The organism is Marinobacter mangrovi (assembly GCF_016798325.1).
Classification (GTDB): Bacteria; Pseudomonadota; Gammaproteobacteria; order Pseudomonadales; family Oleiphilaceae; genus Marinobacter_A; species Marinobacter_A mangrovi.
Window position 1 is genome coordinate 105,097 of record NZ_JAERVO010000004.1, and the last position, 12,869, is coordinate 117,965.

The 12,869-nt window shown below is 62.9% G+C and carries 10 protein-coding genes; 3 read left to right on the forward strand and 7 right to left on the reverse strand.

Annotated features, from left to right (window positions below):
- Positions 1 to 45: 45 nt before the first annotated feature.
- Together lipA and JL474_RS13485 are read right to left on the reverse strand one after the other, a co-directional pair.
- Positions 46 to 1,089: a lipoyl synthase gene (gene lipA, locus JL474_RS13480; protein ID WP_203142463.1), complete on the reverse strand. Its 1,044-nt coding sequence runs from the start codon at positions 1,087 to 1,089 to the stop codon at positions 46 to 48.
- Positions 1,090 to 1,293: 204 nt separating this feature from the next.
- Positions 1,294 to 2,166, reverse strand: a complete 873-nt coding sequence (locus JL474_RS13485; protein ID WP_203142464.1) for a LysR family transcriptional regulator — start codon at positions 2,164 to 2,166, stop codon at positions 1,294 to 1,296.
- 120 nt (positions 2,167 to 2,286) lie between these two features.
- Between JL474_RS13485 and JL474_RS13490 the strand changes: the two genes are divergently transcribed.
- Positions 2,287 to 3,030, forward strand: coding sequence for a Crp/Fnr family transcriptional regulator (locus tag JL474_RS13490; protein WP_203142465.1), 744 nt, complete (start codon positions 2,287 to 2,289; stop codon positions 3,028 to 3,030).
- A gap of 98 nt (positions 3,031 to 3,128) precedes the next feature.
- Here JL474_RS13490 and JL474_RS13495 read toward each other — a convergent pair whose 3' ends face one another.
- Positions 3,129 to 3,869, reverse strand: a complete 741-nt coding sequence (locus JL474_RS13495; protein WP_236012258.1) for a cytochrome b — start codon at positions 3,867 to 3,869, stop codon at positions 3,129 to 3,131.
- Positions 3,870 to 3,908: 39 nt separating this feature from the next.
- Here JL474_RS13495 and JL474_RS13500 point away from each other — a divergent pair, with 39 nt between their 5' ends.
- Together JL474_RS13500 and gbdR are read left to right on the forward strand one after the other, a co-directional pair.
- Entirely contained in the window at positions 3,909 to 6,479 is a 2,571-nt protein-coding gene (locus JL474_RS13500; protein WP_203142466.1) for a GcvT family protein, read from the forward strand.
- A 344-nt stretch (positions 6,480 to 6,823) separates the two neighbouring features.
- Positions 6,824 to 7,966 (forward strand): choline metabolism transcriptional regulator GbdR, encoded by a 1,143-nt coding sequence (gene gbdR, locus JL474_RS13505; RefSeq protein ID WP_203142467.1) that lies wholly within the window; start codon positions 6,824 to 6,826, stop codon positions 7,964 to 7,966.
- A gap of 7 nt (positions 7,967 to 7,973) precedes the next feature.
- Here gbdR and JL474_RS13510 read toward each other — a convergent pair whose 3' ends face one another.
- The 4 genes from JL474_RS13510 to JL474_RS13525 all read right to left on the reverse strand — a co-directional run bounded on the left by JL474_RS13510 (position 7,974) and on the right by JL474_RS13525 (position 12,806).
- Positions 7,974 to 9,710 (reverse strand): formate--tetrahydrofolate ligase, encoded by a 1,737-nt coding sequence (locus JL474_RS13510; protein ID WP_203142468.1) that lies wholly within the window; start codon positions 9,708 to 9,710, stop codon positions 7,974 to 7,976.
- Between the two features lie 18 nt (positions 9,711 to 9,728).
- A complete protein-coding gene (locus JL474_RS13515; RefSeq protein ID WP_203142469.1) occupies positions 9,729 to 10,646 on the reverse strand; it encodes a methylenetetrahydrofolate reductase in 918 nt (305 codons plus the stop codon).
- Between the two features lie 30 nt (positions 10,647 to 10,676).
- Positions 10,677 to 12,038: a glycine cleavage T C-terminal barrel domain-containing protein gene (locus tag JL474_RS13520; RefSeq protein WP_203142470.1), complete on the reverse strand. Its 1,362-nt coding sequence runs from the start codon at positions 12,036 to 12,038 to the stop codon at positions 10,677 to 10,679.
- A gap of 147 nt (positions 12,039 to 12,185) precedes the next feature.
- Positions 12,186 to 12,806 (reverse strand): flavin reductase family protein, encoded by a 621-nt coding sequence (locus JL474_RS13525; protein WP_123635762.1) that lies wholly within the window; start codon positions 12,804 to 12,806, stop codon positions 12,186 to 12,188.
- Positions 12,807 to 12,869 lie beyond the last annotated feature (63 nt).

Below are 12,869 nucleotides of genomic sequence, written 5' to 3' on the forward strand. Positions count from 1 at the left end.
GCCAGCATCGTGATGCTGGCTTCGATTGCCGGGCTGTGGGATCTGTCAGTCCACAGCCTTCATCGGAATCAGGTTCTCGTCCTTCTCCGGTGTCGGCACTGCGGGCATGGCCAGGCCCAGGTTGTTCTGCTCGAACACCCGGTCCGCACGATAGCTGGAGCGAACCATGGGGCCGGAGGGAACTTCCATAAAGCCTTTCTCCAGGCCAATTTCCCGGTAGCGGTTGAACTCTTCCGGCGTGACGTAGCGTTCCACCGGCAGGTGGTTCGGCGTGGGGCGCAGATACTGGCCCAAGGTCAGGATATCGACGCCCACGGCACGCAGGTCATCCATGGTCTGGAGGATTTCCTCGTCGGTCTCGCCCAGGCCCAGCATGATGCTGGTCTTGGTGAGGACGTCCGGGCGGTGCTTCTTGGCGTGTTCCAGTACCTTGAGGGTTTTCTCATAGCCGGCACGCGGGTCGCGCACGTAGTGGGTCAGGCGCTCGACGGTCTCGACGTTCTGGGCGAACACGTCCAGGCCGGAATCCACAACCGCCTCGATGGCGGAATGCACGCCGTCGAAGTCCGGGGTCAGGGCTTCCACGGCCACTTCCGGCGTGCGGGCCTTGATGGCGCTGACGCAGGCAGCGTAGTGGGCAGCGCCGCCGTCGTCCAGGTCGTCCCGGTCGACGGAGGTCAGCACGATGTAGCGCAGGCCCATCAGTTCGACGGATTTGGCGGTGTTTTCGGGCTCTTCCTGGTCCAGCCAGCCTTTCGGGTTGCCGGTATCGACCGCACAGAACTTACAGGCGCGGGTGCAGACTGACCCCATCACCATGATGGTGGCGGTACCGTTATTCCAGCATTCACCGATGTTGGGGCAGTGGGATTCCTGGCAGACGGTGCTCAGCCGGTGCTCGGCCACATTGCGGCGCACGGCGTCGAAGCGCTCACCGCCGGGCATGCGGGCGCGCAGCCAACTGGGTTTGCGGCTGACCGGTGTGTCCGCGTTGCCGGACCGTTTGATGCCGTCCTTGATGGCCGAAAATCCTTGCTCGCTGCGGTATTTTGAACCACTGGTAATGCGATTGCTGGCGCCATCAGTCATGGGGAATGCTGCTCACTACGGTTGGAAAAGGGGGAATCCATCTTTACGGGCCGGGAACGCCGGGGCGTATTGCATCGAGGCCCGTGCTCGTTAAAGGTTAAAGATTGCACGGGATCCTTACAAGCCATCTACGGCTAATGTCCCATGGGATCGGTAGGTGAATACCGAAAACACCGGACGGCAGTGCAGTGCTACCCGGCGTTATTATACCGGCATCACCCATGGGGACATACCGTCGCGGATGACCCTGCGAAGGCCGAGCATGCCTCGGTCAATGGCGGCCTGGGGGTGTTCTGTCTCGGTGGTCACCATATACGACGGGTAGGGGAATGCCGGCGCATTGGGCACCCGGAACAGCCGGCCCTCGTCCAGCAAGCCGCGGATGGCCCGCTCCCGGAAGTAGCCCGCGCCGCCGGCGGAGAGAATGTAGCTCAGCCCCATGGGACCCATGCCCACGAAAATGCCGGAGCGTTTCAGGGAGGGAAAGGCCTTATCGTGGTGGGAGGAGAATTCCGGCCCCCAGTCCACGTAGACGTAATGTTCGTTCTCCGCCGTCGAGCCCGACGGATCGGTGGTCACCATGATCAGGCGCTCTTCCTCGAGCATCTCCACCACCAGGCCGGGGTGGTACAGCGGCGAGTACACGACGGCGATATCAAGGATCCCGCGTTCCACCTTGCCGATCAGGCTGGCCGAGTCTCCGACTTCGGCCCGCACGGCAATCTCCGGGCAGTTCTTGCGCATCCACACCAGCCAGTTCAAGAGCAGCGGATTCCACAGGCTCAGCTCGCCGCCGACGGAGAGCACATGTTCGTGTTCGGTGGAGACGTTGACGTCGTGCCGGGCGCGCTCCCACACCTGCAGGATCGACATCGCCGACGGCATGAACCGATCCCCCTGGGGCGTGAGACTGGCGCCGTGTCGGCCGCGCTCGAACAGGGCCTGCCCCAACTGGGTTTCCAGCGAGCGGATGCGGGCGGTGACGGTGGTCTGGGATATGTTCAGCCGGTCCGCAGCTTTCACGAAGCTGCCGGTTTCAGCCACGACCAGGAACGTGCGTGCGAGTTCGGTGTCCATACATCCTGCATTCAATCAGAAATATTGCTCAATAATAGCAATATAAATCAGTTTTTGTGAGTGAAAGTCGATGCAATAATAGCGCGCTAACGATTTCGCACGTTCGGGTGGAGTTATGTAATGGGTAAACACGATGATGTACTTGCTTCATCTGCCACGCACGTCCTGAACCAACCGTCCTCTGCACCGTGCCTTGCCAATGAATTTCCCGAAGCCTACGGCTGGTCCACCAAGGATCCTGGCGAAGGGCGTTTGCGGGCATTGCGTAACAGTTTGGCACGGGTTCTGGGCTGGGGGATTCCGGACCGGCTTTCCCGTCAGCGTCGGCAGTTACTGGAAGACATGGCCGCTCTTTTCGAGCACCGCACCTACGGGGCGGAAGTGAATCTCGAGAAACGCCATAACACCTGGAAAAAGATCTACCTCGTCGAGTACGGCATCGCCCGTCTCTATCGCAAGAACGAGGACGGTCGTGTCAGCATCCACCATTTCTTTGACGAAGGCAGCGCCATCTGGCCGGTATTTGCCCGGACCCGCTCCGAGCGCAACACCCTGTGCCTGACCACCGTCACCCCATGCACGCTCTGGGAGGCGGATTTCCTGCCGTTCCGTGAGTGCATCAAGCAGGACGGCGAGGGCGCCTGGGCCCAGTTCGCCCTGGCCCTGATGGAAGAGCTGGCCGAGCGGTCCACGATGCGCGAGTTCGAGCGTCAGACGCTCAGTGCCGAAGAGCGCTACCAGATCATGGTGCGCGACTATCCGGAACTGGTCGAGCGGGTGCCGGATTACCAGTTGGCCGCCTGGCTGGGTGTGGCCACCGCCACCTACTCCCGCCTGAAGAACGGACGCAGCCGCCGCGTCTGAGACGTCGCCGACCGGGCCTCCCGGCGCGCCGTACCCTGTTCGGGATCGCAGCCCTTCGCGATCCCGGATGGCTTTACCGGCAATAAGTCAGAAAGCGATCAGCCCCACATGCGAGGCAGGACATCGGTTTTGTCCGCTCGGCGCCGGTGATGGATAACAAATGCAATATGGCCAATGATGGTCAGCAGCAACAGCCAGCCCAGCCAGCTGTGAAGCAGATTGGCCGGCGCGGTCATCCAGTTGATTTCCTCACCCTCAAAACCGGCAAATAAAGGCACGCCAAAAGGCTCGAATGGCTTGCCGGAGCCATACTGGCGCAACAGCGCGAGGGAAGGAATGATCAGCAGTAGCAGGTAGATCCCCAGGTGACCGAGTTTCGCCAACTTGTTGATGGCTGCCGGCCTGTTGGCCAAATTGGACAGCGCCCAAAGGGCCCGGATCACCACCAATACCAGCAGTAGCAGTCCCATCGGTTTATGGGTTCCCCACAGGAACGACTCCAACGGGGTGTCCTTGATCAGGGTGTGGGCGATCGCACTCAGGAACTGCCATAAAATCAGCAGCGCCATCCCCCAGTGCAAAAAACGGCTGACCTGCCCGTAACGCTCCGTGTTGTCTCTCATCGCTTGTACCCTCTGATCGTGGCCGTTGGCCGCAACGCCCAGCCACTTGCCGCTGATAACTCGTTGGCCGGCGGCGACCGGAAAAGTGGTCCTTCTGGCGCCAATGCCGCTTTTGGACAACTGTGTGTCGTATCCGATTAGGCAGCCATAGGGATTCGGATTCAGATTGAATGCAGGCTGGTTTCTCAGGGTAGCCCGGAATGCAGCCTGATTCATCCTTCAGTGGCCGTCAGGCCCCAGCAGCGGGGGAAGAGCATGGCAAAACTTCCGGAAAGTGCAGATGTCGTTATCATCGGGCAGGGTGGCATCGTCGGCGCCTCGGTGGCCCATCACCTGATCGAGCAGGGCTGGACCAACATCGTCGGCCTCGAGAAATCCGCCATCCCGACGGACATCGGGTCCACCTCCCACGCTTCCGATTTCTGCTTCACCACCTCTCACGACAAGCTCAACGTCTACACCACGAAATACAGTCAGGCGTTTTACGCCAAGCGCGGTAATTACCTGAAAAAGGGCGGTATGGAAGTCGCGCATATTGATGACGACGAGCGCATGGCGGAGCTGATCCGCAAGGTGGGCTCGGGTCGGGCCTTTGGCACCAACGTCAGCATGATCACGCCGGCCCAGGCCAAGGAGTTGTTCCCCCTGGTGGACGAGACCAAAATCCAGGGCGCCCTGTGGGACCCGGATGCGGGGTTGGTGGTGCCACGCTCACAGACTGTGGCGGGGGACCTGGTGGATGAGGCGGTGGCCAGCGGCCACCTTCAGGCGTTTGCCAACACCCCGGCGCGGCGCATCGACGTCAAGGACGGCGTTGTCCAGGGTGTGGAAACCGACCGGGGGTACATCAAGACGAAATACGTCGTGCTGACCATCGGGATCTGGGGCCCGTTGATGGCCCGCACGGCCGGGGCCCCCCTGCCGTTGATGCCGGTGGAGCATCCCCTGCTGTTCTTCGGACCCTATGGGGCGCTCAAGGGCACCGGCGAGGAGTTGGTCTGGCCGCTGTTCCGCGATCAGGGCAACTCCGCCTACGTGCGGGACACCGGCGACCCGTCCACCACTGAGGGCGGGCACATGGAGTGGGGCTACTACGAGCATGAAAACCCGCGGCTGGTCTACGCCCGGGACATCGCCGAGCCAGGCGAGGCGCGGCTGTCGCCCTCCATGCGCGACCTGTCGCTGGAGCAAGTCATGCATGCCTACGAGAAAGCCATCGAGATGACGCCGATCCTCGGTGAGCTGGGCTGGGAAGAGAAACGCTCGTTCAATGGCCTGTTGTCGGTGACGCCGGATGGCGGCTCGATGATCGGCGAAACGCCGGAAGTGCGGGATCTCTGGTTCTGCGAGGCCATCTGGGTCAAGGATGGTCCCGGGGCCGGTAAGCTGCTGGCGGACTGGATGACCACCGGCCGCCCGGAAATGGATCCGCACAGCGTCGACATCGCCCGCTTCTATCCGGCCCAGAAGACCTCCCGCTACGTTTACGGCCGCTGCTATGAAGTGGCCAAGAAAATCTACACGCCAGCCGTCCACCCACGCGAACCCTACGAAAGTGGCCGGCAGTTGCGTACGAGTCCGTTCTATCTACGGGAAGTCGCGCTGGGCGGCTACTTCATGGAAGCGGCCGGCTGGGAGCGGGCTCACGGCTACCAGTCCAACGAGGCCACATTGCTGGCCAGGTACCGCGATAGGATTCCAGTGCGGGAGAACGAGTGGGACGGCCGGCATTTCTGGGACGTGTCCAACGCCGAGCAACTGGAGATGAGCGAGAACGTGGGCATGATCAACCTGTCCCATTTTGCCATCTACGACATCTCCGGCCAGGACGCCGAGGCGCTGATGGAATACTTGTCGGTCGCCAGGGTGGGCGGCACCACGCCGGTCGGCAAGGGCGTTTATACCCACTTCCTGGATGGCCAAGGGGGTATTCATTCCGACCTGACCATTATCCGACTGGCCGAAGACGCCTACCGGGTGGTTTGCGGCGGCGATACCGGCCACCGGGACCTGGTCTGGATCCGACGCATGGCGCAAGAGCGGGGTCTGACCCGCTACCGGCTGGACGACCGCACCGATTCCCTGGCCACCCTGGGTCTTTGGGGGCCGAAGGCGCGGGAGACGCTGGCCCAGTTCCTGGATGATCCGGACGAGCTGTCCAACGAACGGTTCCCCTTCGCCACGGCCAGGGAAATCTGGGTGCAGGGTATTCCGGTCTGGGCGTTCCGCATTTCCTATGTGGGCGAACAGGGCTGGGAGCTTTATGTGCCGTTCAGCTACGGCCTGGGGCTCTGGGATCTGCTGTTCGAAGCCGGCGTCACACCGGTGGGCATCGAGACGTACGCCAACACCCGGCGCCTGGAAAACAGCCTGCGCCTGCAGAACGTGGATCTGGAAACCGAGTACAACCTGTATGAAGCGGACCTGGCCCGCAAGAAGGTCAAGGAAGCGGATTTCCACGGCAAGGCGGCCTACCTGGAGCAACGCGAGCGACCGGCCCAACCCGCTTATCTGTGTACCCTTACCATGCTGGAGAACCGGGACGCCAAAGGCGTGGCTCGCTATCCGGTGGGGCAGTGGCCGATCCTCGATCCGGAGACCGGCGAAGTGCTGGTGGACAGTGAGGGCCGACGTTCCTACAACACTAGTGCTGCTTTCGGCCCATCGGTCGGCAAGGTCATCCTGCTGGGCTACATTCCCCACGCATACGCCCAGGAAGGTCGGGAGCTTCTATTGGAATACTTCGGTGAAAAGTACCGGATCCGGATTGAGTCGGTGGGTTATCGGGCGCTTTATGATCCGGACAATGAAAGGATGCGGTCCTGAACGACTTCGGAAGGGAGCTGGCACGCCTTGACCGGGACCGTCTGAGGCCATGGATGGCCTCAGTCGAGCGTACAGGGACGTATTTACAGCGTGTCCCGGTCAAGGCGTGCCGGCTCCCGCTCCCCCCAAGGCTGACGACAATCACTTCCTGGAGTGTCGCAGACGAACAGATGTGGCCTGAATTCTGTCGCATCTGGATCATGCCCCAAAACGGTGCCGTCATAAACTGGCCCCGGAGCCTACCGGAAAGCCGCTCGTCGATAAGTCATTGCGCCTGGTTCGTGTGAGGCTTATTGTCGAGAAAGAGGTCTAGCAAGGACCACAGCGTCCTCAGGGGTAAGGGCATGACTGGCTCGACCAACGGCGATGCAGTTAGCCGCGAGACCCGGCCATATCGGGTGGGCTTCCTGCTGATCGAGAACTACACCCTCATGGCCCTGGCCAGCGCCATTGAACCCCTGCGCATGGCCAATCAGCTCACCGGTTCAGAACTTTACACCTGGCAGCTGCTCTCCGTTGACGGCCAGCCCGTCCACGCCAGTGATGGCGTTACCCTGGTTCCCGACGCCGCGACGGGTACCTCCCGGGATTTCGATCTGGTGCTGGTGGTGGCGGGAATCGACGTCACCCAGAGCTTTTCCAGTCGCGAAGTTTCCTGGCTGCGCAGTCTCGCCCGTAAACAGGTGACTTTGGGGGCCCTGTGTACCGGGGCCTATGTGCTCGCCAGTGCCGGGCTGCTGGATGGTTATGGGTGCAGCGCCCACTGGGAGTGCCTCGCCGCCCTGCAGGAAGGTTTTCCCCGGGTGCACTGCAACAATCGCCTGTTCACCGTCGATCGTGACCGCATGACCTGCACCGGCGGCGAAGTGCCGCTGCACCTGATGCTGAACCTGCTGTGCCGCCGCCACGGGCAGTCCCTCGCCGATGCCATTTCCGATATGTTCGTGTGCGACCGGATGCGTGAGGACAGTGAGCAGCAGCCGGTCCCCCTGCGCCACCAGCTGGCAGTGGCCCAGCCCAAGCTGGCGGAAGTCGCCCAGCTCATGGAAGCCAATATCGAGGAACCGATCGAACTCAGGGAGCTGGCTCAGCTGGCGGGGATTTCACGGCGTCAGCTCGAACGGCTGTTCCTCAAACACCTGGGCTGTACGCCCTCGCGCTACTATCTCAAGCTGCGACTCGACCGGGCGCGGCGGTTGCTCAAGCAAACCTCCTGTTCCATCGTCGAAATCGCATCCATGTGTGGCTTCGTCTCGGCCACTCATTTCAGCCGCTGCTACCGCAAGTACATGGGAACGCCGCCGCGATCGGCGCGGGCCAACGTGCGCCCGATCCACGCCATGGATCAGCCCGCACCGACGCAAGCCTTCGAACTTCGCTCGCCCGCATCGGAAGCGCTCCAGCGCGCCCGGGCGGAACCCACGTTCGGGGTTTTCACCTATACGCCGCTGCCGGACGATTGGAAGTCCGGCAGCGGCACTCTCTGAACACTTCCTATACCAGCCCGTAAACGTCGCCTTCCGCATTCAGCCCCATATCAAGCGCCGCCGGATGCCGTGGCAGGCCGGGCATGGTCATAATGTCACCGCAGACGGCCACCACGAACCCGGCGCCCGCACATAACCGGACTTCCCGTACCGGCAATACATGCCCGCTCGGAGCGCCTCGCAGCTTGGGGTTGGCGGAAAAGCTGTACTGGGTCTTGGCGATACAGACCGGCAAGTGGCCGAAGCCGAGCTGTTCGTATTCGTCCAACTGGCGTGCCGCGTCCGGCGAGAAGTCGACACGGGCCGCGTCATAGAGTCGGGTGGCAATGGTTTCGATTTTTTCCGTCAATGGCAGTTCATCGGGGTAGAGCAGTTGGATGTCGGGCGTGCCGCTGTCCATCTGATCCAGCACCGCCTGGGCCAGATCGCTGGCCCCCGCGCTGCCTTCAGCCCAATGCCGGGCCGGGATGGCCTGCACGCCCCAGTCGTTGCAGACGGCCTGGATGGCGGCGATTTCATCGTCGCTGTCAGAGGGGAAGCAGTTGATGGAAACCACGGGCGTCAGTCCGAACTGGCGCAGGTTGCGGATATGCCGCTGCAGGTTATCAGAGCCCGCATAGACCGCCTGCACATCCGGCTTGGCCAGTTTGTTGCGGGGCGTGCCCGCCTGCATTTTGAGCGCCCGGACCGTACAGACCAGCACCGCTGCATCCGGCCGGAGCCCACTCTGGCGGCACTTGATGTCGATAAACTTCTCCGCCCCCAGATCAGCGCCGAAGCCGGCTTCGGTGACCACGACATCGTTCAGGCTCAGGGCATAGCGGGTGGCCATGACCGAATTGCAGCCGTGGGCGATGTTGGCAAACGGACCGCCGTGGATGAACACCGGGTTGTGTTCCAGACTCTGGACCAGGTTGGGTTGCAGGGCATCCCGCAGCAGGATGGTCATGGCGCCCTCGGTGCCCAGGTCGCCCACGGTGACCGGCGACAGGTCGCGGCGACGGCCGACGATGATCCGCGCCAGTCGCTGGCGCAGGTCCGCCAGGCTGTCCGCCATGCAGAGAATGGCCATGATTTCTGACGCCACGGTGATGTCGAAGCCGGTTTCCCGGGGCAGCCCGTGTGCCGCACCACCCAGACCGATGATCGTGTTGCGCAGGGCCCGGTCGTTCAAGTCCATCACCCGGCGCCAACTGATGTAACGGGGATCCAGTCCGGATTCGCTGCCCCAGTGGATATGGTTGTCGATGATCGACGCCAGCAGGTTGTGGGCGGCGGTGATGGCGTGGAAGTCGCCGTTGAAGTGGAGGTTGATGTCCTCCATCGGAATCACCTGCGCCCGTCCGCCACCGGCGGCACCGCCTTTCATGCCGAAGCACGGGCCCAGCGAGGGTTCGCGCAGGCACACCGAGGATTTTACGCCCAATCGGTTCAAGCCGTCGTTCAGGCCCACGCTCGTGGTCGTCTTGCCTTCGCCTGCCGGCGTCGGTGTCACGGCCGTGACCAGTACCAGCTTGCCGTAGGTGGCGGGATCCGGCAGTCCCAGATGCTTCAGGTTGAGCTTGGCCTTGTAATGGCCAAAGGGAATCAGACTGTCCGCGGGCAGGCCAAACCGCTGCTGCGCCAGCAACAGGATCGACTGGGGCTGGACCGCGCGGGCGATCTCGATGTCCGGCGTGCCGGGCGGTGGCAGTTCCGGCTCGGCCGGAGTAACAGAGGCCGATTCGTGGTATTGAACGGACATGGGGTGTCCTCCTTGCCGTCAGGCTCTGCCCGGGGAGGCCGCGCAGTCGGGCGTTTCGCTGGGCAGGTCCTCGAGCCACCGGGAAGCCCGTTTCAGACCACCGAACGGGAACAGGTGAATCCCCTTGAACAGCGTGAGCGGATGCGCAACCCGGTACTGCGCCAAGGCTTCCACCAATCCGTCCGGTGTCCACGAGCGCAGCAGTCGGGCGGTCTCCGGATGGCGCATCAGCGCCCGGGCTGAGACCCCGACACCGCATTGGGCGGCGTAGGCCATCAGCGTGCGCAACTTGGTGGGGCCGGCGATGCCAAAGTAGACCGGCAGCGGCGCCAGGTGGTCGCCTGCCGTCTGCAGCCAGTCGGTAAAGCTGTCGGCCTCGAACGCGAACTGGGTGGTGACCCACATGCGTGTCCGGGTGGTTGCGGCATAGTCCCGCTTGATTTGCAGGGCCTGCATCAGGCTGGGATGGTCCGCCGACGGATGGCCCTCAGGATGGCCGGCCACGCCCAGGGCGAAGGGGTAGCGGGTCAGCAGACCGCTCTCCAGCAAAGCCAGGGTGTCCTTGAAGGGGCCGAGCGGATCGCCGTTGTCGCCGGCGATCACCATCAGTTTGTCGACGCCTGCCGCACCCAGACGTTCCAGCCACTCCTGACCCTGTCCGGCACTGGCAACCGCCCGCGCCGGAAAGTGGGGGACCGGGTCCAACCCCGCGGCTCGAAGCTGGCAGCAGGCTTCGACAGTGTCGTCGTAGCGGGCCTTGGGCAGGAAGGGGACGTAGACGGCGGTGCCCGGTGCAAGCCAGCGGCTCAGATCATCCGTGGTCAGGATCTGCCGGGGCGTCAGCTCTATGGACGCCGACCGGGCGAGGAAATCCAGTTCCTCGCCGCAGGCTGTATCGGCGTCGGGATCGGTCATCTGTTCATGGACAAGTTGCATGGCACGCTCACCACCTGTCTGTGGGTCTGTTTAATCCGCAAAGTCGATGCCCTTGGCTTTGGCCCGCTCCCGCGCGTTAGGGTTGACCGACGGTCGGAAGGGCACGTTGACGACTTCCGCGTCGACTTCCAGGTTGCCGTCCGCCCCGACATATTCTGGCGGCAACTTCACCGTCAGGCGGGTGCCGATGTCGCGCAGTTCGTAGGGCACGTAGCCGAGGGCGATGTTGGTTTCCAGCTCCGGCGAGTACCAGGGCGAGGTGACATAGCCCACCGGCTCTTCGCCGGCCGCCTGGCTGATCAGCCAGAAATCGTTGGCGTAGTCGGTCACCGGCGCGCCGTCAAAGCGCAGCCCCACCATGATCTGGCGGAAAGGCGGGTTGCCGGCTTCCATCTGGGCGCGGACCTCTTCGAGTCGCTGCTTGCCGATGTAGTCCGCATCCTTGTTGCGGGGGACCTGGTAAGCCAGGTTGCATTGGAAGGGCATGGTTTCCTGGTCCACATCCTGTCCCCAGGACAGGATGCCGGCCGCGATGCGGCGATGGTGAGCCGGCGCGATCACCCGCAGGTTGTGTTTCTCGCCGGTGCGCAGGACCGTGTACCAAAGATCCTCGGCGTGCAGAGTGGCGTCGCGCAGATAGATCTCATAACCCTTCTCGCCGGTAAAGCCGGTCTGGGAGACGATCACGTCGTGTCCGGCCACCTGACCGGCCATCAGGCCATAGTAGGGCAGCTCGCTGACGGCGTCGCCGAACAGATCCACCATCAGGGCTTCGGATTTGGGGCCCTGGATCTGCACCGGGGCGACGTCGATCTCGGCAATGCTGACGTCGAAACGTTTGCCGGTATTGACCCCGCGCAGCCAGAGTTCCAGGTCGCTGTCGGACAGGGAGAACCAGAATTCGTCTTCGGCAATCCTCAGCAAAACGGGGTCATTGAGAATGCCGCCTTCTTCGTTACAGAGGATGACGTACTTGCCGCGCATGGGCTTGATCTTCGTGGCATCGCGGGTGATGACGTAGTTCACGAACGCCTCGGCCTCCAGGCCTTTCACCTGGATTTGCCGTTCCACCGCCACGTTCCAGAGGGTGACGTCATGGATCAGGGAGTCGTACTCCACCATGGCGCCGCCCTCTTCCGGATGCACGTAGCCGCGTGGGTGGTACATACGGTTATACACGGTGGCACGCCAGCAGCCGGATTCCACCGACAGGTGCCAGTAGGGTGATTTGCGCACCCGGGTGGAAATCAGCATTTCCACCGGCGTGGGGCCGGACTGGCGCAGATTGATGGGAACCCGGCGGTCGGACTGGTCGACACTCTGTGGGTGTCGCGCCGCGCCGGCACGTTGCTGTGGATAATCCAACAGGGCCTGCTCGAACTTGATCGCCATCGCCGCCTCCTCAGGGTTTGTGCGGTTTTCGATGGTTTCAATGTGAGCGTTATTGCATCGGCCAGCGTGGACAGAGGCGACATGGAAAAGACTGAAAGCGGCACCGGCCGGCTCATGATGGACGCCAGCCGGTGTAGGGAGAGGGGGTTATCCGGGGCGGTACATCTGGAAGCGCTGGGCCTCTTCCACCTGGAAATAGTCCGCTGGACCGCCGCCGCGCAGGATCGGCTGGGCCGCGGCTGTGTCGTAAATGCCGTCTTTCAGCAGGTGCTCGGCAATATGGACCCCGACGACTTCACCGAACACCACCCAGGTGTCGGCCAGTTGGCCGTCGGCACCCGCCAGTTGCAGGACCTGACTGACCTTGCACTCCAGCGACACCGGGCTTTCCGCGACACGGGGTACGTTCACCGCCCGGGACGGCTCCGGCGTCAGGCCCGCCAGTTCAAACTCATCCACCTCCGGCGCGACCGCGGCGCAGGACGCATTCATCGCCTCGGCCAGGGGGCGCGTGGCCAGGTTCCAGCAGAACTCGCCGGTGGCCTGGGCATTCCGTACGGAATCCTTGTAGCCGATGCTGGAGAAGCCAACGATCGGCGGGTGGTAGTTGAACGCGTTGAAGAAACTGTAGGGCGCCAGGTTCAGGATGCCGTCGGCGCCGCGTGTGGACACCCAGCCAATCGGGCGCGGCGCCACCAGCGCGTTGAACGGATCGTGGGGCAGCCCATGGCCGTTGGCGGGTTCATAGAAATACATCGAATCGGACATAACGCCTTCCTGAACAGTGAATGGGAAGCAGGGATACGGACAGTGCCTGCAGTGTAACGGAAG

Bases quoted from the DNA above. Each gene is read 5' to 3' on its own strand.
- JL474_RS13485 (WP_203142464.1), bottom strand. From the start codon at position 2,166: ATGGACACCGAACTCGCACGCACGTTCCTGGTCGTGGCTGAAACCGGC.
- JL474_RS13525 (WP_123635762.1), bottom strand. From the start codon at position 12,806: ATGTCCGATTCGATGTATTTCTATGAACCCGCCAACGGCCATGGGCTG.
- JL474_RS13490 (WP_203142465.1), top strand. From the start codon at position 2,287: ATGGGTAAACACGATGATGTACTTGCTTCATCTGCCACGCACGTCCTG.
- JL474_RS13500 (WP_203142466.1), top strand. From the start codon at position 3,909: ATGGCAAAACTTCCGGAAAGTGCAGATGTCGTTATCATCGGGCAGGGT.
- lipA (WP_203142463.1), bottom strand. From the start codon at position 1,089: ATGACTGATGGCGCCAGCAATCGCATTACCAGTGGTTCAAAATACCGC.
- JL474_RS13510 (WP_203142468.1), bottom strand. From the start codon at position 9,710: ATGTCCGTTCAATACCACGAATCGGCCTCTGTTACTCCGGCCGAGCCG.
- JL474_RS13495 (WP_236012258.1), bottom strand. From the start codon at position 3,869: ATGAATCAGGCTGCATTCCGGGCTACCCTGAGAAACCAGCCTGCATTC.
- JL474_RS13515 (WP_203142469.1), bottom strand. From the start codon at position 10,646: ATGCAACTTGTCCATGAACAGATGACCGATCCCGACGCCGATACAGCC.
- gbdR (WP_203142467.1), top strand. From the start codon at position 6,824: ATGACTGGCTCGACCAACGGCGATGCAGTTAGCCGCGAGACCCGGCCA.
- JL474_RS13520 (WP_203142470.1), bottom strand. From the start codon at position 12,038: ATGGCGATCAAGTTCGAGCAGGCCCTGTTGGATTATCCACAGCAACGT.